Source organism: Kitasatospora sp. GP30 (assembly GCF_029892145.1).
Taxonomy (GTDB): Bacteria; Actinomycetota; Actinomycetes; order Streptomycetales; family Streptomycetaceae; genus Kitasatospora; species Kitasatospora acidiphila.
This window is the reverse complement of the sequence record NZ_JARZAH010000014.1, coordinates 135,583-156,276: the sequence shown is the minus strand read 5'-3', so window position 1 is coordinate 156,276 and position 20,694 is coordinate 135,583. Positions and strand designations below refer to the sequence as shown.

Annotated in this window: 18 protein-coding genes; 11 read left to right on the top strand and 7 right to left on the bottom strand. The window is 73.3% G+C overall.

Features of this window, described 5'->3' with window-relative positions:
• Window positions 1-7 precede the first annotated feature (7 nt).
• Window positions 8-1,345, top strand: a complete 1,338-nt coding sequence (locus P3T35_RS21495; RefSeq protein ID WP_101379068.1) for an MFS transporter — start codon at window positions 8-10, stop codon at window positions 1,343-1,345.
• On the opposite strand, the gene P3T35_RS21490 is transcribed toward P3T35_RS21495, so the two are convergent.
• Complete coding sequence (locus tag P3T35_RS21490) at window positions 1,291-2,568, bottom strand: MFS transporter (RefSeq protein ID WP_101379067.1); 1,278 nt, start codon at window positions 2,566-2,568, stop codon at window positions 1,291-1,293. The two genes, P3T35_RS21495 and P3T35_RS21490, sit on opposite strands and share 55 nt — an antisense overlap.
• A 163-nt stretch (window positions 2,569-2,731) precedes the next feature.
• Between P3T35_RS21490 and P3T35_RS21485 the strand changes: the two genes are divergently transcribed.
• Window positions 2,732-3,832: a hypothetical protein gene (locus tag P3T35_RS21485; RefSeq protein WP_101379066.1), complete on the top strand. Its 1,101-nt coding sequence runs from the start codon at window positions 2,732-2,734 to the stop codon at window positions 3,830-3,832.
• Here P3T35_RS21485 and P3T35_RS21480 read toward each other — a convergent pair.
• The 4 genes from P3T35_RS21480 to P3T35_RS21465 all read right to left on the bottom strand — a co-directional run bounded on the left by P3T35_RS21480 (window position 3,804) and on the right by P3T35_RS21465 (window position 7,467).
• Entirely contained in the window at window positions 3,804-4,490 is a 687-nt protein-coding gene (locus P3T35_RS21480) for a dienelactone hydrolase family protein (RefSeq protein WP_101379065.1), read from the bottom strand. The genes P3T35_RS21485 and P3T35_RS21480 overlap by 29 nt on opposite strands.
• Window positions 4,491-4,638: 148 nt before the next feature.
• A complete protein-coding gene (locus P3T35_RS21475; protein ID WP_280707302.1) occupies window positions 4,639-6,060 on the bottom strand; it encodes a sugar porter family MFS transporter in 1,422 nt (473 codons plus the stop codon).
• Between the two features lie 100 nt (window positions 6,061-6,160).
• Window positions 6,161-6,790, bottom strand: a complete 630-nt coding sequence (locus P3T35_RS21470) for an FMN-binding negative transcriptional regulator (RefSeq protein WP_101379063.1) — start codon at window positions 6,788-6,790, stop codon at window positions 6,161-6,163.
• On the bottom strand, window positions 6,784-7,467 hold the full coding sequence (locus P3T35_RS21465; protein ID WP_101379062.1) for a pyridoxamine 5'-phosphate oxidase family protein: 684 nt from the start codon (window positions 7,465-7,467) through the stop codon (window positions 6,784-6,786). The genes P3T35_RS21470 and P3T35_RS21465 overlap by 7 nt, the downstream gene beginning before the upstream one ends.
• 35 nt (window positions 7,468-7,502) lie before the next feature.
• On the opposite strand from P3T35_RS21465, the gene P3T35_RS21460 reads away from it, so the two are divergent.
• Window positions 7,503-8,852 carry an aminotransferase class I/II-fold pyridoxal phosphate-dependent enzyme gene (locus P3T35_RS21460; protein ID WP_101379061.1) on the top strand — a complete coding sequence of 450 codons (1,350 nt, stop codon included), beginning with the start codon at window positions 7,503-7,505 and terminating at the stop codon, window positions 8,850-8,852.
• Between the two features lie 55 nt (window positions 8,853-8,907).
• Here P3T35_RS21460 and P3T35_RS21455 read toward each other — a convergent pair whose 3' ends face one another.
• Window positions 8,908-10,266 carry an NAD(P)/FAD-dependent oxidoreductase gene (locus P3T35_RS21455; RefSeq protein ID WP_101379060.1) on the bottom strand — a complete coding sequence of 453 codons (1,359 nt, stop codon included), beginning with the start codon at window positions 10,264-10,266 and terminating at the stop codon, window positions 8,908-8,910.
• A 172-nt stretch (window positions 10,267-10,438) separates the two neighbouring features.
• Here P3T35_RS21455 and P3T35_RS21450 point away from each other — a divergent pair, with 172 nt between their 5' ends.
• The 5 genes from P3T35_RS21450 to purB all read left to right on the top strand — a co-directional run bounded on the left by P3T35_RS21450 (window position 10,439) and on the right by purB (window position 14,359).
• Window positions 10,439-11,203, top strand: coding sequence for a HipA family kinase (locus tag P3T35_RS21450; protein ID WP_101379059.1), 765 nt, complete (start codon window positions 10,439-10,441; stop codon window positions 11,201-11,203).
• A gap of 8 nt (window positions 11,204-11,211) precedes the next feature.
• Window positions 11,212-11,595: a DUF3037 domain-containing protein gene (locus tag P3T35_RS21445; RefSeq protein WP_101379058.1), complete on the top strand. Its 384-nt coding sequence runs from the start codon at window positions 11,212-11,214 to the stop codon at window positions 11,593-11,595.
• Window positions 11,596-11,667: 72 nt separating this feature from the next.
• Window positions 11,668-12,117, top strand: a complete 450-nt coding sequence (locus tag P3T35_RS21440) for a MarR family transcriptional regulator (protein ID WP_101379057.1) — start codon at window positions 11,668-11,670, stop codon at window positions 12,115-12,117.
• A gap of 28 nt (window positions 12,118-12,145) precedes the next feature.
• Window positions 12,146-12,877: a sulfite exporter TauE/SafE family protein gene (locus tag P3T35_RS21435; protein WP_280707299.1), complete on the top strand. Its 732-nt coding sequence runs from the start codon at window positions 12,146-12,148 to the stop codon at window positions 12,875-12,877.
• A 51-nt stretch (window positions 12,878-12,928) separates the two neighbouring features.
• Window positions 12,929-14,359: an adenylosuccinate lyase gene (purB, locus tag P3T35_RS21430; protein ID WP_101379056.1), complete on the top strand. Its 1,431-nt coding sequence runs from the start codon at window positions 12,929-12,931 to the stop codon at window positions 14,357-14,359.
• Here the strand turns inward: purB and P3T35_RS21425 are convergent.
• Complete coding sequence (locus P3T35_RS21425; RefSeq protein WP_101379055.1) at window positions 14,335-15,849, bottom strand: MFS transporter; 1,515 nt, start codon at window positions 15,847-15,849, stop codon at window positions 14,335-14,337. The genes purB and P3T35_RS21425 overlap by 25 nt on opposite strands.
• Before the next feature lie 121 nt (window positions 15,850-15,970).
• Between P3T35_RS21425 and P3T35_RS21420 the strand changes: the two genes are divergently transcribed.
• From P3T35_RS21420 to P3T35_RS21410, 3 genes are read left to right on the top strand one after another with little or no spacing between them, the layout of a single operon-like run.
• A complete protein-coding gene (locus tag P3T35_RS21420) occupies window positions 15,971-18,508 on the top strand; it encodes an ATP-dependent Clp protease ATP-binding subunit (RefSeq protein WP_101379054.1) in 2,538 nt (845 codons plus the stop codon).
• Window positions 18,505-18,945: a universal stress protein gene (locus tag P3T35_RS21415; protein WP_101379053.1), complete on the top strand. Its 441-nt coding sequence runs from the start codon at window positions 18,505-18,507 to the stop codon at window positions 18,943-18,945. Before P3T35_RS21420 ends, P3T35_RS21415 begins: the two co-directional genes overlap by 4 nt.
• Window positions 18,946-18,958: 13 nt before the next feature.
• Entirely contained in the window at window positions 18,959-20,602 is a 1,644-nt protein-coding gene (locus P3T35_RS21410) for a SpoIIE family protein phosphatase (RefSeq protein ID WP_101379052.1), read from the top strand.
• Window positions 20,603-20,694 lie beyond the last annotated feature (92 nt).

The window sequence follows — 20,694 nt, the reverse complement described above, 5'->3', positions numbered from 1 at the left end:
CTAGTTCGTGTTCTTCGCGAAGGAGTCCGGAACGGGAGCGGCCGGCGCGCCGCTGGGACGGCGGTTCCGGCTGCTGCTGACCTCGGTCACGGTGTCCAGCCTCGGTGACGGAATGCGCTTCGTCGCCTTGCCGCTGCTCGCCGCGCGGATCTCCGGTGACCCGCGCGACCTGGCGCTGGTCGCCACCATGGAGCAGTTGCCCTGGCTGCTGCTCAGCCTGCCGGCCGGCGCGCTGGCCGACCGGGTGGACCGGCGCCGCCTGCTGGTCACCGTGGACACCGCGCGGACGCTGCTGGTCGCGGGCTTCGCGGCGGCGGTCGCGCTCGGCGCGGCCGGCGTGCCGCTGCTCGCCGCGGTGGGCTTCCTGCTCGGCTGCGGCCAGACCTTCTACAACGCCGGCTGGTCGGGCGTGGTCCCCAGCCTGGTCGAGCCGGCCGACCGGCCACGCGCCAACGGACGGCTGCAGGCGGGCGCGCTGGTCGCCGACTCGCTGATCGGCACCTCGCTCGGCACGGTCCTGTTCGCGGCGGCCGCCCTGCTGCCGTTCGCGGTGGACGCGACCTCGTTCGCCAGTGCCGCGCTGCTGATGCTGCTGCTGCCCGGCGGGCTGCCCCGGCGGGACCAGGAGCCGGGCGAAACGGTCGGCCCGCGCGGGATGCGGGCGTTGTTCGGCGGCGCGGGCGAGGGGGTGCGCAAGTTGCTGCGGCACCGACTGCTGACCGCGCTCTGCCTGACCGCCACCGCCGTCAACCTGGTGATGGCCGGGGTGACCGCCGTGCTCGTGCTGTACACCCGTCAGGTGCTGCACCTGGGCCCGCTCGGCTACGGGTTGCTGGTGGGCGCCTTCGCGGTCGGCGGGGTCGCGGGTTCGCTCGGCGCGCCCTGGCTGGTCCGCCGGCTCGGCAGCACCTGGACCCTGCTGGTCACGCTGACGGGCGCCGGGCTGGTGCTCGGCGTCGCCGGGCTGACCTCCGACTGGCGCTGGGCGGACCTGGCCACCGCCTGCTACGGCGCCCTCACGCTCGCCTGGGGCGTCACCGCCGTGTCGATCCGCCAGGACCTGGTGCCGGAGCGGCTGCTCGGGCGGATCAGCATGGCCTACCAGATGCTCGCCAACGGCGGCATGGCCGTCGGGGCGATGCTGGCGGGCCTGGTCGCGCACGCCTGGGGGCTGCGGGCGCCCATGATGGGCGGCGCCGCCGTGCTGCTGGTGATCACCCCGGGGCTGGCCTGGGTGCTGCGGGATCCGAAGGCCCTGGCGCAGCAGGTGGCCGGCACTCAGGCCCCCACTCAGGCCGCCACCGGCTCCAGCCGCTTGGCACCCGAGCCGGCCGGGGTCGAGTGACGCACCAGCGCGCGCACTTCGGGCACCGCCAGCACCAGCAGTGAGAGGAGCGTCATCACCGCGGCGCAGCTCCACAGCGCGTCGCCCAGCCCGAGGCCGCCCGCCAGCGGCGCGGCGGCGACCGTGCCGACCGGGGCCAGCGCCACCGAGCCGCACCAGTCGTAGGCGGCGACCCGGGAGAACTGGGCGGCCGGGATCTCCTGCTGCAACGCCACCATCCAGCTCACCCCGTAGACCGTGCCGCCGACCCCGGAGGCGAACATCGCGGCGCCGACCAGCGGCAGCGGTGCGCCGGCGGCCAGGGTGGCGGCCGGCAGTCCGAACATCAGCACCCCCGCGGTGCCGGCCATCAGCAGTCGGCGCGGCTGCCAACGGACCATCAGCAGTCCGCCGGCCACCAGCCCCGCGCCCATCGCGGCGTTCACCAGGCCCCACGGCCGCGGCCCGCCGAGCCGCTCGTCCGCCACCAGCGGCCCCAGGACCGACTCGGCGGCGATCAGGCAGGCGTTCACCACGCCGTACTGCACCACCACCGCCCACAGCCACCGCCGCGAGGTGAACTCCCGCCAGCCCTCCCGCAGTTCGGCCAGCATCCCGGGTCCGCTCGGTTGCTGCGCCGGCGTCGCGCCGGCCCGCAGGAAGAGCCGCAGCGCCCCGGCCGCGGCCAGCCCGGCGGCGTCCAGGGCCAGCACCCAGCCTGGTCCGACGGCGGCCACCAGCGCACCGCCGAGCGCCGCGCCGACGATCTGCGAGGAGTTCAGCGCGGTGCGGAACACCGCGAAGGCCCGCGGCGCCTGCCGCTGGTCCACCGACTCCATCACCATGCCCTCGGAGGCCGGCGCGAAGAAGGCCAGCCCGACCCCGTTCGCCGCGGCGAGCACCACGATCTGCCAGAGCCGGGCCTGCCCGGTCAGTACCAGCACGGCGAGCAGCGCCTGCGACAGCGCGTTGCCCAGGTTGGCCGCGACCATCACCCGGTGCCGGGGCAGTCGGTCCGCGAGCGCGCCGCCGACCAGCAGGAAGAGCACGGTGGCGGCCAGCCGGGCGCCGGTGACCCAGCCGATCTCGGCCGCCCCGCCGCCGAGGCGCAGGATCGCGAAGGCGGTGGCGATCGGGGCACCGGCGTTGCCGAGGCCGCTGACCACGGTGGCGGCGCTGTGGATCAGGAAGTCGCGGCCGGCCCAGGCCAACTGGGGGATTCGGTGCTGGTTTAGCTTCGGCATTCGCCCGACTATGACGGTGGCATGGACTGCTGTCCACGCTACGGACAGGTATGAACATCTGCTGACAGGTTGATGGAGGTACCCTTCATCACTCGATGGGAAACGGCCAAGATCTGATCGATAATCGGTTGATCGCCTCTCGGCTCGTCTGGAGGATGCTGCGATGGACCAGATCCTCGACGCCGCCGCCGCCCTGCTGGGTGAGTCACTGTCCGACCCCGCCGACCTGGGCGGCAGCGGCCGCAGCACGGTGCTGCGGGCCCGCGCGGCGAGCGGACGCAGTGTGATCGTCAAGGCGTTCACCGAGGAACCCGAGGCGCGCCGGGCCTTCACCGGCGAGGCGACCGGCCTCTCCCTCAAGGCGGGCGGGCCTGACCTGCTGGCCGCCGACCCCGAGCAGCGGCTGCTGGTGCTGGCCGACCTCGGCACCGCGCCCACCCTGGCCGACCTGCTGCTCGGCGCCGACCCGGCCGCCGCCGAGCGGGCCCTGCTGGCCTGGGCCCGCGGGCTCGGCGAGTTGGCGGTGGCCGCCGCGCCCCGCCGCGCCGAGTTCGACGACCTCTGGTCGCGCTACCAACTCGGCCTGCCCGCTTGGGACAAGGAGCCCTGGATCGCGCAGAACGCCACGCGGCTGCCGAGCGTGCTGGACTGCGTCGGCCTGACCCCGGCCCCGGGCCTGGCCGCCGAGCTCGACCGGATCGGTACCGCCGGCGGTGAGCGCTATCCCGGCTTCACCCCCGGCGACACCTGCCCCGACAACAACCTGATCACGCCCGGCGGCCTGCGCCTGATCGACTTCGAGGCGGCCTGCTTCCAGTCCGTCTTCCTCACCGCCGCCTACTGCCGGATGCCGTTCTCCAGCTGCTGGTGCGTCTTCGCGCTGCCACCCGGCCTGGCCGAGCGGATCGAGCGGACCTACCGCGAGCAGGTGGCGGCGATCCACCCGGAGCTCGCCGACGACGCCGTCTGGGAGGCCGGCCTCGACGCGGCCGTGGCGGTCTGGACGGTGGACGCGACGGTCCGGCTGCTTTCCAGGGCGGTCACCGAGGACGCACCGCTGCACCCGCGCCGCCGCCCGGTGCCGACCCGCCGTCAGCTGCTCCACCACCGCTGGGCACAGGCCGCCGAGCTGCCGGGCCTGCCGGCGCTGACCGAGACGATGCGCGGGCTGCTGAAGCTCGCCGACGACTGGCAGGTGCCGCGGCTGCCCGGCTATCCGGCGTTCCAGTCGGGCGTCAGCCCAGATGCCCGCGCAGGAAGGTGAGGGTGCGCTGCCAGGCGATCGCGGCCTGCAGCGGGTCGTAGTTGCCGGACGGGTTCTCCTCGTTCATGAAGGCGTGCCCGGCCGGGTAGAAGTGGATCTCGGGACGCCGGTCGGTGGCCTCGCCGATCCGGATCGCCGCCTCGTCCACCAGCTCCGTCGGAATGCTCTTGTCGTACTCGCCGTAGTGCCCCAGCACATGGGCGGTCAGGCCGAGGTAGGAGTAGTCCGGCTCGCGCGGCACACCGTAGAACGGCACCGCGGCGACCACCCGGTCGCCCTCCCGCACCGCCAGCCGCAGCCCGAAGTCGCCGCCCATGCAGAAGCCCACCACCGCCACTGCGTCCCCGGTGGTCCCCGGCTGCGCCAGCAGGAAGTCGACCGCACCGGACAGGTCGCGGACCGCGCCCTCGACGGGCAGCTGCCGCTGCCGCTCGGCCGCCTCGGCCGCGCTGTGCACCGTCTCGCCGCCGAACAGGTCGGGGGCCAGCACCGTGAAGCCCTCGGCGGCGAACCGGTCCGCCATCGTGGTGATGTGGGTGGTCAGGCCCCACCACTCCTGGACCACCAGCACGCCGGGGCCCCGCCCGCCCGGCGGCAGGGCCAGATAGCCGTGTGCCTGCTTCCCATTGCTGGGGAAGGTGACGTTCTGCGCTCCCACGTGTCCAGCTCCATCTGCCGCGAGGTAAGGGGCCGAAGCGCCCCGCGGGGTTGATCGTATGTGGGTGGCACGCCGCCTGTCCGCCGGTCATCCAGGCCGTTTTCCGCGTGTTGTCATGACGGATCGTCATTCGAAATCTGACGGGTCGTCAGCCCATCTCCTCCAGGGCCCGGCCCCGGGTCTCCTTGATGCAGAACACCACGAACGGGATGGAGAGCAGCGCGAAGCAGGCGTAGATGACATAGGTGGCCGACAGGTTCCAGTTGGCCAGGTCGGGGAAGCTCACGGTGATCATCCAGTTGGCGATCCACTGCGCCGAGGCGGCGACCGACAGGGCCAGCGCACGGATCTTGTTGGGGAACATCTCGCCGAGCAGCACCCAGACCACCACGCCCCAGGAGAAGGCGAAGCAGAGCACGAAGACGTGCGCCGCGACCAGCGCCACGGTGCCCTGCAGGCTGGGCAGGGTGGCCGCGGTGCCGGTGCCGTGCCGGTAGGAGAACGCCCAGGCGGCCGTCCCCAGTGACGCCGCCATGCCGATCGAGCCGGCCAGCGCCAGCGGCTTGCGGCCGATCCGGTCCACCAGGGTCATCGCGATGACCGTGCCGATCACATTGACGATCGAGGTGGAGATGCTGATCAGCAGCGAGTTGCTCTCGTTGATGCCCACCGACTGCCAGAGCACCGAGGAGTAGTAGAAGATCACGTTGATGCCGACGAACTGCTGGAAGGCCGAGGCGCCGATGCCGACCCAGACGATCGGCAGCAGTCCGAAGCGGCCGCCGGTCAGGTCCACCAGTCGCGGCTTGTGCGTGGTGTCCAGCACCGACCGGATCTCGGCCACCCGGGCGTCCAGGTCGACACTCGGCGGCTCCACCTCGCGCAGCACCTCGCGGGCCTTCGTCTCCCGGCCGGTGGCGATCAGATGGCGCGGCGACTCCGGGATGGCCAGCGCCATCAGCCCGTAGACCAGCGCCGGCACGGCCTCCACGCCTAGCATCCACTGCCAGGCCTGCACCGGGCCGAGCTTGTTGGTGGACTCCCCGCCCGCCGCCCTGTTGAGCGCGTAGTTGGCCAGCTGGGAGACGGTGATGCCGAGCACGATCGCCATCTGCTGGAACGAGGCGAGCCGGCCCCGGTAGGCGGTGGGCGCCACCTCGGCGATGTAGGTGGGCGCGACCACCGAGGCGATGCCGATCGCCACGCCGCCCAGCACCCGCCACATGCCGAGCAGTTGCACACTGGGCGGGAACATCGAGCCGACCCCGCTGATCGCGAAGAGCACGGCGGCCAGCAGCATGGTGCGCACCCGGCCGAGGTGGTCGGCCAGCCAGCCGGCCGCCACCGCACCGGCGGCCGAGCCGAGCAGCGCGATCGCCACCACGAAGGCGGTCTCGCTGTTGCCCACGTGGAAGTGCTTCTGGATGCCGGTGACCGCGCCGTTGATCACGGCGCTGTCGTAGCCGAAGAGGAAGCCGCCCATCGCCGCCGCGGCCGAGATGAAGACGACACGGCCGAGGTGGGCGGTGTCGGGCTGCTGCGGCTGCGTCGGCGAGCTGGTTGTTGACACGCGGGCTCCGGGGAGGGACGAGGCGTCGGTGAACCTGACCATGAGATCAGCCGACCGCCCGAAATCCCCGGATTGACCGATGTTGTCGGGCCGGGCGCGGTCAGGCCTCCATCGGGCACCCGCCGCGCTGCGCCAGGCGCCGCAGCAACTGCTCGCGCGCCCCGGCGTCCTGCGGAGCACCGCGCTCGGCAAGGTGTTCGGCGGCTGCCGCCTGGTGCTCCAGCGGCACCTTGTCGTCGTACTTGAACTTCGCCCGCACCTGGCGCACCGTCAGCCGCAGCCCGCAGATCCCGGACAGCTGCGGGCCGTACGGTGCCTCGCCCGGCAGCACCCGGACCTCGGGGGTCTCGGGCTGGAAGTGCGCCAGCTGCCGGTTGAGGATCTCCGCCTTGCCCGCCGCGCCCTCCACCACCTCGGCGGTGCAGTCGAACTGCACCGAGGCGTAGTAGCTGGTCGGCACCGCGCTGGCCCGCCAGGTGGACGGGGCGAAGGCGTAGTCGTCGGTGACCGCCAGGGTGACCCGGGGGTCGGTGCGCACCGCCGCCAGCAGCGGGTTGGGCGCGGCGAGGTGCAGCACGATCTCGCCGGCGTCCGCGTCGAGCAGGAAGTGGATGGGCACCAGGATCGGCGGGCCGTCGGGGCTGTTGGCGGCCAGCGTGCCGAAGTCGCGCCCGGCCAGCCAGGCCCGCCACTCGGCCTCGCTGCCCTGGTCCCAGGAACGGATCAGCATGCCGCGCCCCCGGGCTGGAAGTCCCGTAGGTAGTCGGGCAGTTCGCGCTCGGTGCCCGGGTGCGGGACCGGCGCGCCGTAGACCGTGCGGACCGGGACCACGCCGGACCAGTAGGGCAGGCCCTGGTCCTCCTCGTCGTCGTCCGCGCCGTCGTCCCGGGTCTTGGCCGACACCTCGTCGAGCACCAGCCGGATCACCGCGGTCGCGGCGAGCTCCTTGGGGTTGGCCCGCCGCACGTCGCCGGAGCGGCCCGGCACCGCGTGGTCGACCAGGGCGTCCAGCGCCGCCGCGAGCTCGGCGGGGTCGGTCACCTGCTCGGCGATGCCGTGGGCGACCACCGAGCGGAAGTTGACGGAGTGGTTGAACGCGGACTTGGTCAGCACCAGGCCGTCGACCTGGGTGACCGTCACGCAGACCGGCAGTCCCTCGGGGGCGCCGGCCGCGCGCAGCGGGCGGCTGCCGGTGGAACCGTGCAGATACAGCCGGTCGTCGATGCGGGCGAAGATGGTGGGCAGCACCACGGGGGCGCCGTCGGCGACGAAGCCCAGGTGGCAGACCCAGGCGGTGTCCAGGATCGCGTGGATCTCGGCCCGTTCCCAGCCGGCCCGATCCTTGTAGCGGGTGGGAGTGGTCCTGGATGTGCGGGCGTACTGCGTGGCGCTCGACGCGTCCGACATGACATCCCCCTTTGCACTAGTGCATAATAGTCTTTGTGCTAGGAGACTATCGGATCCAGGGACGACGCGCCACGGAGATCGCCGCCGACGTGGAACGGGCGGTGGCCTGCGGTGGATTGGAACCCGGACAGACGCTGCCCCCACTGCGCGAGCTGGCCGGCGAGCTGGGTGTCAACCCCAACACCGTGGCCGCCGCCTACCGGCTGCTGCGCGACCGCGGCGTGATCGAGACCGCCGGACGCAAGGGCAGCCGGATCCGCCCCCGCCCGGTCACCACCTACCGCGACCAGGTCTCGCTCGCCGTCCCGGCGGGCACCGTCAACCTCGCCGCGGGCAACCCCGACCCGCGCCTGCTGCCCCCGCTGGCCGCCGCGTTGACGGCCGCCGGCGCGGCCGCCGATCGGGAGCCGGTGCTCTACGGCCATCCGGCCGCCGACCCCGAGCTGATCGAGTTGGCCGCCGCCGGCTTCCAGGCCGACGGGCTGCCGGACGACGCCTACGCGGTCACCGCCGGAGCCCTGGACGCCATCGACCGCACCCTGGCCAGTCACCTGCGGCCGGGCGACGCGGTGGTGATCGAGGACCCGGCCTGGGCCAGCCTGGTCGACCTGCTGCCCGCCCACGGCCTGCGCGCGCTGCCGGTGGCGATCGACGACGAGGGCCCGCTGCCCGGCTCGGTGGCCGCCGCACTGGCCGCCGGCGCCCGCGCGATGGTCATCACCAGCCGCGCCCAGAACCCCACCGGCGCCGCGCTCACCGCCCGCCGGGCCGCCGAACTGCGCGCGGTGCTGGCCCGGCACCCCGAGGTGATGCTGCTGGAGGACGACCACGGGCACGGCATCACCGAGCTGCCGTACCACCCCGTCGTCTGCGATGCCGACCGGCGGCCCGTCAACTCGCAGTGGATGGTGGTGCGTTCGACCGCCAAGGCGTTCGGCCCCGACCTGCGGCTCGCGGTGGTGGCCGGCGACCGGCAGACGGTGGACCGGGTGCTGGGCCGGCAGCGGCTGGACACCGGCTGGGTCAGCCATCTGCTGCAGCGCACCACCGTGGAGCTCTGGCGCACCGTGGGCCCGTCGCCCGCCGGGGTGGCCGACGCCTACCGCGAGCGCCGCGAGGCCCTGCTCACCGCGCTGGCCCGGCACGGGCTGCGCGGCCACGGGCGCAGCGGGGTCAACGTCTGGGTGCCGGTGCCGGACGAGACCGGCGTCGTGGTCGGCCTGCTGCAGCGCGGCTGGGCGGTGGTGCCCGGCGCGCGGTTCCGCCTGCAGTCCCCGCCCGGCATCCGGATCACCGTGGCCCGGCTGGACCCTGCCGACGCCCCCCGGCTGGCCGCCGATCTGGCCGAGGTGCTCGGCGCGGGCACCGGATCGCGGCAGATCTGACGACGGGAGCGCTGCCGGATGCGGCAGCGCTCCCGTCCCGAACGTCCCGAACGTGTCAGCTCTTGGCCTGCAACGCCTGGACGTGCTCGCGGACCTGATCCTTCGTCAGATAGGCGCCGGTGTACTCGAAGTCGCTCAGCCGGGCGGGCTGGCGGGCCAGGAACCCGGTGCGCACGAAGTCGTCACCGGCCGTCGCGTTGATCAGCCAGTTGCAACCGACCCGAAACTTGGCGACGTTGGTCCGCATCGCCATCAAGTGGTAGCCGCGGGCCACCAGTTGGGCCGGAATCCCGGTCATCTCCACGGCCAGCGGCTTGGAGACCGCATCCTTGCCGCCCAGGTCCACCACCAGGCCCAAGTCCCGGTGGAAGTAGGGCTCCAGCGGCTGGTTGCGCAGCGCCGCGATCAGGTTGTCGGCCACCTTGCGGCCCTGCCGGGCGGAGTGCTGGGCGGTCGGCGGGCACACCGCGCCATCGCCCTTGGCCAGATCGGGCACGGCCGCCGCGTCGCCGAGCGCGAACATGCCCTCGAACTGCGGCACCCGCAGCTCCGCGGTCACCGCGAGCCGGCCGCGCACCGTCTCCGCGTCCAGGGTGCCGACCAGCGGGCTGGCCGCCACGCCGGCCGTCCAGATCAGGGTGCGCGCGGGCACCTCCCGGCCGTCGGTGAAGGTCACCGAGGTGTCGTCGACCTTGGCCACCGAGACGCCCAACGACACCTCCACACCGCGGTCGCGCAGGATCTGCAGGGCCCGCGTGCCCAGGTGCTCGCCGAGCTCCGGCATCAGCCGGGGAGCGATGTCGATCAGGTGCCACTTGATCAACTGCGGGTCCAGCCGCGGGTAGCGGTCCAGTGCGGCGGTGGTCAGCCGCTGCAGGCAGGCCGCCGTCTCGGTGCCCGCGTAGCCGCCGCCGACCACCACGAACCCCAGCCGGGTCTCGCGCTCCCGCTGGTCCAGCGTGTCGGCCGCCAGGTCCAGTTGGGCGATCACGTGGTCGCGCACATAGGCCGCCTCGGCCAGCGTCTTCATGCCGCGGGCGTGGTCGAGCAGGCCCGGGATGTCGAAGGTCCGGGTGACGCTGCCGGGGGCGAGCACCAGGTAGTCGTACGGCTCCACGACCTCCTGGTCGGTGATCTTGCGGATGATGCAGACCTTGGCCCTGGGATCGATGCCGACCGCGCCACCGGGGATGATGTCGGTGCGCCGCAGGGTGCGCCGCAGCGAGATGGCGACCGACTGCGGGGTCAGCACCCCGGCCGCGACATGCGGGAGCAGGGGCAGATACAGCTGATAGCTGAACGGTGCGACCAGCGTGATCTGTGCTTCGGTGGGGGCGAGCTTGCGCTCCAGTCGCCGGGCGCACTCCACACCGGCGAAGCCGCCGCCGACCACCAGGATCCGAGGACGTTCCATCACTCTTCCTTCGCAGCAGGCAACTGGTGCGGACGAACCGGCGGCCCGGCCCATGGGGGTCCCCCCGGCCGACGGCCGGGGGAGGGTCACCACTTGCGGCCCACCCTCGCACGCGGCCTGGGGAGGCGCCACCGCAACCAGGCGGACGGGGCGGCATCGGTAGGGTTGGCGCGTGCTACGTGAAGTGACGGCTGTCCGCTATGTGACGCCACTACGAGAAGGCGGCTCGATGCCGGGCCTGGTGGAGGGCGACGACCACCGGCTCTACGCATTGAAGTGGAGCGGGGCGGCGCAGGGCCGCAAGGCGTTGATCGCCGAGGTGCTGGCCGGTGAGCTCGCCCGCGGGCTCGGGTTGCCGGTGCCCGAATTGGTCCGGATCGACCTGGATCCGGTGCTGGCACGCAGCGAGCCGGAGCAGCAGATCCAGGAGCAGATGCGGGCCAGCGGCGGCCTGAACATCGGGCTGGCCTTCGCCAGCGGGGCGCTCAACTTCGACCCGCTCTGCTTCGAGGTGCCGGCCGAGCTCGCCGCCCGGGTGCTCTGGTTCGACGCGCTGATCGGCAATGTGGACCGGTCCTGGCGCAACCCCAACATGCTGGTGGTCGACGGCGAGTTGATGCTGATCGATCACGGCGCGAGCCTCATCTTCCATCACAGCTGGGCGAGTTCGGCCGGCTGGACGAGGCGCCCGTACGACGCGGGCGACCATGCGCTGGGCCGGTTCGTCCGCGATCTGGCCGCTGCGGACGCCGAGTCGGCCGCGCGCTGCACTCCCGAGCTGCTGGCGGCCGCGGTGGCCGCGGTGCCGGAGGAGTACCTGGTGGACGAGCCGGGGTTCGAGGAGCCGGACGCGGTGCGTGCGGCGTATCTGGAGCGGCTGGGCGCGCGGCTGGCCGGGCCGCGCGACTGGCTGCCGGTGCTGGAGGTGGGCGCATGAGTGAGTCGATGACCGAGCTGCGGGAGTACGAGTACGCGGTGATCCGCGCGGTGCCGCGGGTGGAGCGCGGGGAGTGCGTCAACCTCGGGGTGCTGCTCTACTGCCGCTGGCAGGAGCGGCTGCTGGCCCGCACCCTGCTGCCCGAGGCCAAGCTGCTGGCGCTGGACCCGGCGGTGGACCTGACCGGGGTGGCCCGGGCGCTGCGCGGGATCGAGGCGGTGGCCGCGGGCGGACCGGAGGCCGGCCCGGCGGCGGCCGACAGCCCGGGGCAGCGGTTCCGCTGGCTGACCGCGCCGCGCAGCGCGGTGGTGCAGCCGGGCCCGGTGCACACCGGCCTGACCGGAGACCTGGACGCCGACCTGGAGCGGCTCTTCCGCGACCTGGTCAGCTAGCTGTTCGTCTGCGAGGTTCGTTCCCTCGGTGAAAGCTGGAGTTAATGAACCTTTTACGCGTACTGTGATCTCATGGCCGCCATGACTACCGCCGCCCAGGGCATCACCACCGCCGAACTGATGGACGCGGTGGCCGGCGTGAGCTCCGCCTTCTGGATCGACTTCGCCGCCGCCGCGGCCCGGCACGGCCTGAGCGCCACCCAGGCCAAGGCGCTCGGCGCGGTGCTGGAGCCGGTGCCGATGCGCGCGCTGGCCGAGCGGCTGGGCTGCGACGCCTCCAATGTGACCGGCATCGTGGACCGGCTGGAGAGCCTGGGCCTGGCCACCCGGGCGGCGGCCGCCGCCGACCGCCGGGTCAAGATCGTCACCATCACGCCCACCGGCACCGACGTGCTGCACGCGATCCGCGACGACATGACCCGCGCGCACCGGGCGCTGGAGTCGCTGAACGCCGAACAGCGCGCCGCCCTGCTGGCCATGTGCGCCCAGCTGCTGCCGCTGATGAAGGGCGAGTCGGTCTAGCGGCGGTCAGGACACGGGGGTCTGTGCGGTGGTCGGGGGCCTGGCGGGGGAACTGCTGCTGGGCGGCGTCGTGCTGGTCGGCGCGTCGGTGCAGCGGATGTCCGGGATCGGGTTCGCGCTGCTGACCGCGCCCGTACTGGCCGTGCTGCTGGGCGCGGAGCAGGGCGTGCTGCTCTGCAACTGCGGGAGCGCGGTGATCAGCGCGATCGGGCTGGCCACCAGCTGGCGCCAGGTCCGCCCGGGCGCCATGCTCCCGCTGATAGCGGCGGCGGGCTGCAGCGTGCCGCTCGGCGCCTGGGTGGCCGCGCGGCTGCCCGAACCGCAACTGCTCGCGGTGATGGGCGCGCTGGTCACGGTCGCCGTGCTGGTGGTGCTGCGCGGTGCCCGGATGGCCTCGCTGCGCGGCACCGGGGGCGCGGTGGCAGCCGGCGTGGCCAGCGGTTTCATGAACTCGGCGGCCGGAGTGGGCGGCCCGGCGCTGTCGCTCTACGCGGTCAACGCGGGCTGGACGGTGCGCGAGTTCGTGCCCAACGCGCAGTGCTACGGCCTGCTGGTCAACCTGTTCTCGCTGCTCGCCAGGGGCACCCCGCGGCTGTCCCACCCGGCCTGGCTGGCGGTGGCCGCGGCGCTGGCGCTGGGCGCGGTGATCGGGCACTGGGCGGGCGGCCGGGTGCCGGAGCGGCGAGCCCGCACGGTGGTGCTGCTGCTCGCCCTGGGCGGCGGGGCGACCACTCTGCTCAAGGGCCTGTCGATGCTCTGACGGCAGCCTGCCGTCCGGGGGCGCTGACCTCGACTGTTAGGCTTGCGAAGCGTGAGCGCGAAGCCCCTGATCCCCGATGTCCTGGCCGCCCGGTACGCCTCGGCGACGCTGGCCCAGCTGTGGTCCCCCGAGCACAAGGTGGTCCTGGAGCGCCACCTGTGGCTCGCCGTCCTCAAGACCCAGAAGGATCTCGGGATCGACGTCCCCGAGACCGCCGTCGCCGACTACGAGCGCGTGATCGACCAGGTCGACCTGGCGTCCATCGCGGCCCGCGAGCGGGTCACCCGGCACGACGTCAAGGCCCGCATCGAGGAGTTCAGCGAGCTCGCCGGGCACGAGCAGATCCACAAGGGGATGACCTCCCGGGACCTGACCGAGAACGTCGAGCAGCTGCAGATCCGCCAGTCGCTGGAGCACGTCCGCGACCGCACTGTGGCCGTGCTGGTCCGTCTCGGCCGGCTCTCCGCCGAGCACGCCGAGCTGGTCATGGCCGGCCGCTCGCACAACGTCGCCGCCCAGGCCACCACCCTCGGCAAGCGGTTCGCCTCGATCGCCGACGAGCTGCTGGTCGCGTTCGCCCGCCTGGAGGAGCTGATCGCCCGCTACCCGCTGCGCGGGATCAAGGGCCCGGTCGGCACCGCCCAGGACATGCTGGACCTGCTCGGCGGCGACGCCGAGAAGCTCGCCGAGCTGGAGCGCCGGGTCGCCGGCCACCTGGGCTTCGACAACGTCTTCACCAGCGTCGGCCAGGTCTACCCGCGCTCGCTGGACTTCGAGGTCCTCACCGCCCTGGTGCAGCTGGCCGCCGCGCCGTCCAGCCTGGCCAAGACGATCCGCCTGATGGCCGGTCACGAGCTGGTGACCGAGGGCTTCAAGGAGGGCCAGGTCGGCTCCTCCGCGATGCCGCACAAGATGAACACCCGCTCCTGCGAGCGCGTCAACGGCCTCGCCGTGATCCTGCGCGGCTACGCCTCGATGACCGGCGAGCTGGCCGGCGACCAGTGGAACGAGGGCGACGTCTCCTGCTCGGTGGTCCGCCGGGTGGCGCTGCCGGACGCCTTCTTCGCCTTCGACGGCCTGCTGGAGACCTTCCTGACGGTGCTGGACGAGTTCGGCGCCTTCCCGGCCGTGATCGAGGCCGAGCTGGACCGCTACCTGCCGTTCCTGGCCACCACCAAGGTGCTGATGGGCGCGGTCCGGGCCGGCGTCGGCCGCGAGGTCGGCCATGAGGTGATCAAGGAGCACGCGGTCGCCTCCGCGCTCGCCATGCGGGCCGGCGCCCGGGAGAACGAGCTGCTGGACCGGCTGGCCGCCGACGAGCGGATCCCGCTGGACCGGGCCGCGCTGGACGCCCTGCTGGCCGACCGGCTCTCCTTCACCGGCGCCGCTGGCGCCCAGGTGGCGGAGCTGGTCGACCGGATCGGCAAGGTCGCCGCGAAGTACCCGGAGGCCGCCGCCTACGCCCCCGGCGCCATCCTCTGATCGTCTGACGATCCGCCGGACCGGGACCCGGGGCACTCGTGCCCCGGGTCCACCGGCGGTGAGGCGGTGCCGCAGTACCAGGTGGCGTCCGGCTCGGCCTCGGGCTGGGTCTTCGCCGGGACCGTGACCAGTGCGAGCAGCCCCGACCCGGCCAGCAGTCCGGCGCAGATCAGACACGCCGTGCGGAACGCCGCGTTCACCGAGCTCGCCACCCGGTACTGGTCCCCGCTCAGCCCGGTCAGCAGCGGTAGCGCCGCCACCGCGAGCAGCCCGGCGGCGCGCGCGGCCGCGTTGTTCACCCCGCTGGCGATCCCGGCCCGGCGCACGTCCACCGCCGCGAGCACGGTCGCCGTCAGGGGCGCCACCAGCATGGTCAGCCCGATCCCGAAGAACATCGCGGACGGGAACACATCCGACCAGTAGGAGGCGTGCGGACCGATCCGCAGCATCAGCAGCACCCCGCCCGCGGCCACCAGGGGCCCGATGGTGAGCGGCAGCCGCGGTCCGATCCGCGACGCCAGCCGCCCGGCCCGGGACGAGAACAGCAGCATCAGCACGGTCAACGGTGCGAACGCCACCCCCGCCACCACCGGCGTGAACCCGGCGACGGTCTGCAACTGCACCTGCAGGAAGAACGTGATCCCGCTCAGCGCGCCGTAGATGCCCAGCGTGACCACGTTGACCGCGGTGAACAGGTGCGAGGAGAACAACCCGAGCGGCATCATCGGCTCCGGACTGCGCCGCTCCTGCCGCACGAACGCCACCCCCAGCAGCACCCCGAGGACGGCCGAGATGCCCACCGCCGCCGACACCCCTGCGGACGCCTCGGTCAGCGCATAGGTCACCCCGCCCAGTGAGAGCGCCGCCAGCGCCGCGCCCTGCACGTCGAAACGCCCGGTGGCCTGCTCGTCCCGGCTCTCCGGCACATGGCGCAGCGTCAGCACCGCCACCACCACGGCCAGCGGCAGATTGATCACGAAGATCCACCGCCAGCCCGGCCCGCTCACCAGCCAGCCGCCCAGGAACGGCCCGACCGCGGTGGCCACCCCGCCAAGACCCGACCAGGCGCCCACCGCGCCCGAACGGTCGTCCGGATGGAAGCTGGCCTGCAGCAGTGCCAGCGACCCGGGGGTGAGCAGCGCGCCGCCGATGCCCTGCAGCGCCCGGGCCGCGATCAGCACGTCGACCGTGGGCGCCACCGCGCACAGCCCCGAGGCCGCCGCGAACCAGACCACGCCGATCAGGAAGACCCGCCGCCGCCCGTACCGGTCGCCCAGCGAGCCGCCCAGCAGGATCAGCCCGGCCAGGGTGAGTAGATAGGCGTTGAGCACCCACTGCAGCTGGGCCAGCGAGGCGTGCAGGTCGGCGCCGATGTGCGGCAGCGCGACATTGACCACCGTGCTGTCCAGCATCGCCATCCCGGAGCCGAGCGCGGCCGCCAGCACTACCCACCGACCCTGCGCGCTGCGCAGCCTGATTCCGTTCTCCATGACTGTGATCCTGCCCAACCGGAGGCCGTCCCGCGCGCCCGGGCGCGCTCGGGTGGCGGGGCGTCAACTGCCGGGCGAGGGTGGAAGCGGATCACGTTCCCCCGTAGTCAGGTGACGCGTCATGACGTACCCCTCCGCCTTCGGCGCCGGTGACCCGTTCAGCGACCTGTTCAGCCGCTTCTTCGGGATGAGCCCGATGTCCTCGCCGCCGGCCGTGCAGCGGGTACCGATCGGCCGGCTGCTCAGCGAGTCCGCCCAGGAGCTGATCGAGGCGGCCGCCCAGCGGGCCGCCGAGGACGGCAGCAACGACCTGGACACCGGCCACCTGCTCTGGGCCGCCACCCAGGTGGACTCGTCCCGGCGGATGCTGGAGCGGGCCGGCGTCGATCCGGACGAACTCGCCGACGACCTGCGCAACTCGCTGCCCAAGGGCGGCGGCGACATGACCGAGGAACCCGCGCTCACCCCGGCGGCCAAGCGCGCGCTGCTCTCCGCGCACGCCCGCTCGCAGGCGGCCGGCTCCTCCTATATCGGCCCCGAGCACCTGCTCGGCGCGCTGCTGGAGCAGGACCGCTCCGGCGCCGGCCAGGCGATGCGCGGCGTGGCGCCCAGCCAGGAGGCGCTGCGCAAGGTGCTGGACGGCTACGGCACCGGCGGCGACCGCAGCAGCACCGGCGAGCACCCGAGCCAGACGCCCACCCTGGACGAGTACGGCCGTGACCTGACCGTGGAGGCCCGGGCCGGCAAGCTCGACCCGGTGGTCGGCCGGGCCGACGAGATCGAGCAGACCGTGGAGATCCTCTCCCGGCGCACCAAGAACAACCCGGTGCTGATCGGCGAGCCCGGGGTCGGCAAGACGGCCATCGTCGAGGGGCTGGCCCAGCGGATCGTCTCCGGCGACGTGCCGCAGACCCTCAAGGACCGCCGGGTGGTCGCCCTGGACCTGACCGGCCTGGTGGCCGGCTCCAAGTACCGCGGCGAGTTCGAGGAGCGGCTGAAGAAGGTGATCGACGAGGTGAAGGCCGCCGAGCCGAGCGTGATCCTGTTCCTGGACGAGCTGCACACCGTGGTCGGCGCCGGCGCCGGCGGCGAGGGCTCGATGGACGCCGGCAACATCCTCAAGCCGGCTCTGGCCCGCGGCGAGCTGAGCGTGGTCGGCGCCACCACCCTGGACGAGTACCGCAAGCACGTGGAGAAGGACGCCGCGCTGGAGCGCCGGTTCCAGCCGGTGCTGGTGCCGGAGCCCAGTGTCGAGGAGACCGTGCAGATCCTGGAGGGCCTGCGCGACTCCTACGAGGCGCACCACCAGGTGCGGTTCACCGACGAGGCGCTGGACGCGGCCGCCGCGCTCTCCGACCGCTACATCAGCGACCGGTTCCTCCCCGACAAGGCGATCGACCTGCTCGACCAGGCCGGCGCCCGGGTGCGGCTGCGCGGCCTGGGAGCCGGCACCGAGGGCCAGGAGGTGAAGGACCGGATCGCCAAACTGCACCGGGAGCTGGACGAGGCCGTCGCCGACGAGGAGTTCCAGCGGGCCGCCGAGCTCAAGCAGCGGCTGCGGCAGGCCGAGGACGAGCTCGCCGAGACCGCCGAGGAGCGCGAGGGCGTGGTCAACGTGACCGCCGACGACATCGCCGAGGTGCTGTCCCGCCGCACCGGCATCCCGGTCGCCCAGCTGACCGAGACCGAGCGCGACCGGCTGCTGAAGCTGGAGGACACCCTCCACCAGAAGGTGATCGGCCAGGACGAGGCGGTGACGGCGGTCTCCCAGGCGGTCCGGCGCGGCCGGGCCGGCATGGGCGACCCGGACCGCCCGACCGGCTCCTTCCTCTTCCTCGGCCCGACCGGCGTCGGGAAGACCGAGCTGGCCAAGGCGCTGGCCGAGCTGCTCTTCGGCGACCCGGACCGGATGATCCGGTTCGACATGAGCGAGTTCCAGGAGAAGCACACCGTCTCCCGGCTGGTCGGCTCCCCGCCCGGCTACGTCGGCTACGAGGAGGCCGGCCAGCTCACCGAGGCGGTCCGCCGCAAGCCGTACAGCGTGCTGCTCTTCGACGAGGTGGAGAAGGCCCACCCGGACGTCTTCAACCTGCTGCTCCAGGTGCTGGACGACGGCCGGCTCACCGACGCCCAGGGCCGCACGGTGGACTTCCGCAACACCGTGGTGATCATGACCAGCAACATCGGCTCCCGCCGGATCCTGGACCACCACGGCGACGTGGACGCCATCCGCGGCGATCTGATGAAGGACCTGGGCCAGCGGTTCCGGCCCGAGTTCCTCAACCGGATCGACGAGGTGATCGTCTTCCACGCGCTCACCCGGGCCGACCTGATCAAGATCGTCGATCTGCTGCTGGAACGCAGCCGGCGCCGGCTCAAGGCGCAGGACGTCGACCTGGAGGTCACCGACGAGGCCAAGGAGTGGCTGGCCAACAAGGGCTACCAGCCCGAGTTCGGGGCCCGGCCGCTGCGCCGCACCATCCAGTCCGAGCTGGACAACCGGGTGGCCAACCTGCTGCTCGACGGCACCGTGCGGGAGGGCGACACCGTGCTGGTCACGATCTCGGACGGCGAGCTCAGCTGCACCCTGGCCCGGCCCGCCGCCTCCAAGCCGACCGGGGCCGCCGAGCAGGCCGGCGCGGCGCAGGGCGACGCATGACCCGGCGGATCGTGGTCGGCGTGGACGGCTCGCTGGCCGCCACGGCCGCGCTGCGCTGGGCGGTCCGCCAGGCGGCCGCCACCGGCGTCGACGCGGTCGAGGCGGTCAACGCCTGGGAGCTGTCCGGCAGCGTGCTGCCGCCACCGGTCGGCGTCTACGACCCCCAGCAGGTGGCCGCCAACGTGCTGCACGAGGCCGTGGTCGGCGAGCTCGGCGAGACGCCGGAGATCAAGGTCACCGAGCTGGTGCTGCCCGGACCGGCGAGCGCGGCGCTGCTGGGCCAGGCCTCGGGGGCCGAGCTGCTGGTGGTCGGCAGCCGGGGCCTGGGCGGGTTCGGCGGGCTGCTGCTCGGCTCGGTCAGCCGCCACGTGGTGGAGCACGCGCCGTGCCCCGTCGTGGTGGTGCGGGCCGAGTACGCCGACGGCACGGCCGGCTGAGCGGTCGTCGGGAATGACCGGCCCGGCCGAAACGCCCGACCCGCGAGCGCCGCTGGACCGGCTGGCGGCGATCACCGCCAACCGGATCGGCTGCTTCGAATGGGACCCGGCCGGCGGGCGGTTCACCCTGGACGACACCGGCCTGGCCGTCTTCGACCTGCGGCCCGAGGAGTACGAGGGCACCACCGCCAGCCTCAACCAGCGGATGCCGGTGGAGGAGGTGATGCGGATGCACCGGCTGCTGGAGGACATCCGGGCCGGGCGCAGCGAGTCCTGCAGCAGCTACGTGCGGATCCGGCTGCGGGACGGCGCCACCCGCTGGACCCATGTGCAGGGGCAGGCGGTGCACGACCCGGGCCTGCGGGTGCTGGGAGTGGTCCGCGACGCCACCACCGAACTGGCCCACTCGGCGATGCGGCTGATGGCGGAGGACGACCGGCAGCGCCAGCAGGCGGCCCTGCGCGAGATGGTCGCCGCGCTCGGCGAGGCGCTCAGCGTGACCGATGTGGTCGCGGTGCTCACCGGGGACCAGAGCCGGCGCCGGCTCGGCGCCCAGGGGATCAGCCTGGGGGTGGTGGACCACGGGCGGCTGCGGATGGTCGGCGCGATCGGGCCGCTGCCGGTCGGGGCCCAGGCGATGCGCCGCGCCCGGCTCACCGACCCGTGGCCGCTCAACGACGTGGTGCGCTCCGGTGAGCCCGCGTTCTACACCTCCCAGGCGGCCTTCCTACGCCAGTACCCGGACCTGGCCGAGCTGGTGGCCGCGAGCACCGCCACCGCCGCGGCCTTCCTCCCCCTGGTCGCCCAGGGCCGCCCGATCGGCGCGATGGCCCTGATCTACGCGGGCCGACGCACCTTCAGCATCGAGGACCGCACCCTGCTCACCACGCTCACCAGCGCCATCGCCCAGTCGCTGCAACGCGCCATACTGGTCGACCAGTCCCGGGAGATCGCCGCCGGACTGCAGAGCGCGATGCTGCCGCGCCGGCTGCCGGTGCTGCGCGGCGGCTCGCTGGCGGTGCGCTACCGCACCGCCAGGGTCGGTACCTGGATCGGCGGCGACTGGTACGACGCGGTGGCGCTCGCCGAGGACGCGGTGGGTGTGGCGATCGGCGATGTGCAGGGCCACGACACCGAGGCGGCCGCCATCATGGGCCAGCTGCGGATCGCGATGACCGCCTACGCCTCCGAGGGACACAGCGCGGCGAGCGTGCTGGCCCGCGCCTCGGCCTTCCTCGCCGACCTGCCCGCCGACCGGTTCGCCACCTGCCTCTACGCCCAGGTGGCGCTCGCCACGGGGGAGACCTGGCTGGTCAACGCCGGTCACCTGCCGCCGCTGGTGCGCCGGGCCGACGGCAGTGTGCTGCGGCTCGACCTGCCCACCGGCCTGCCGCTCGGCCTGCCAGCCGACTGGGGGGCGGGCGGCTATCCGGCCAGCGTCTTCCGGCTGGGCCACGGCGACAGCCTGCTGTTCTACACCGACGGGCTGGTGGAGCGGCCCGGCGAGGACCTGGAGCGCGGACTGGCCAGGCTGGCCGAGGTGTTCGCGGCCGGCCCGGCGCAGCTGCCCGCGCTGGCCGACCATGTGCGCGACACCCTGGGGGAGCGGCTGGAGGCGGAGGACGACGCGGCCCTGCTGCTGCTGCACCGGGACTGACGTGCGGATGTTCGGGGTGTGCCCGTTCGGCCGTGACTGTTGAGGCTGTGTCCGTTCAGGCCATGTCCGTTCGAGAAGCGTCAAGGACCGGC

Coding starts and splice junctions, on each gene's coding strand:
- P3T35_RS21455 (WP_101379060.1), bottom strand. CDS start 10,266: ATGGAACGTCCTCGGATCCTGGTGGTCGGCGGCGGCTTCGCCGGTGTG.
- P3T35_RS21485 (WP_101379066.1), top strand. CDS start 2,732: ATGGACCAGATCCTCGACGCCGCCGCCGCCCTGCTGGGTGAGTCACTG.
- P3T35_RS21445 (WP_101379058.1), top strand. CDS start 11,212: ATGACCGAGCTGCGGGAGTACGAGTACGCGGTGATCCGCGCGGTGCCG.
- P3T35_RS21410 (WP_101379052.1), top strand. CDS start 18,959: ATGACCGGCCCGGCCGAAACGCCCGACCCGCGAGCGCCGCTGGACCGG.
- P3T35_RS21420 (WP_101379054.1), top strand. CDS start 15,971: ATGACGTACCCCTCCGCCTTCGGCGCCGGTGACCCGTTCAGCGACCTG.
- P3T35_RS21425 (WP_101379055.1), bottom strand. CDS start 15,849: ATGGAGAACGGAATCAGGCTGCGCAGCGCGCAGGGTCGGTGGGTAGTG.
- P3T35_RS21415 (WP_101379053.1), top strand. CDS start 18,505: ATGACCCGGCGGATCGTGGTCGGCGTGGACGGCTCGCTGGCCGCCACG.
- P3T35_RS21465 (WP_101379062.1), bottom strand. CDS start 7,467: ATGTCGGACGCGTCGAGCGCCACGCAGTACGCCCGCACATCCAGGACC.
- P3T35_RS21490 (WP_101379067.1), bottom strand. CDS start 2,568: ATGCCGAAGCTAAACCAGCACCGAATCCCCCAGTTGGCCTGGGCCGGC.
- P3T35_RS21440 (WP_101379057.1), top strand. CDS start 11,668: ATGGCCGCCATGACTACCGCCGCCCAGGGCATCACCACCGCCGAACTG.
- P3T35_RS21470 (WP_101379063.1), bottom strand. CDS start 6,790: ATGCTGATCCGTTCCTGGGACCAGGGCAGCGAGGCCGAGTGGCGGGCC.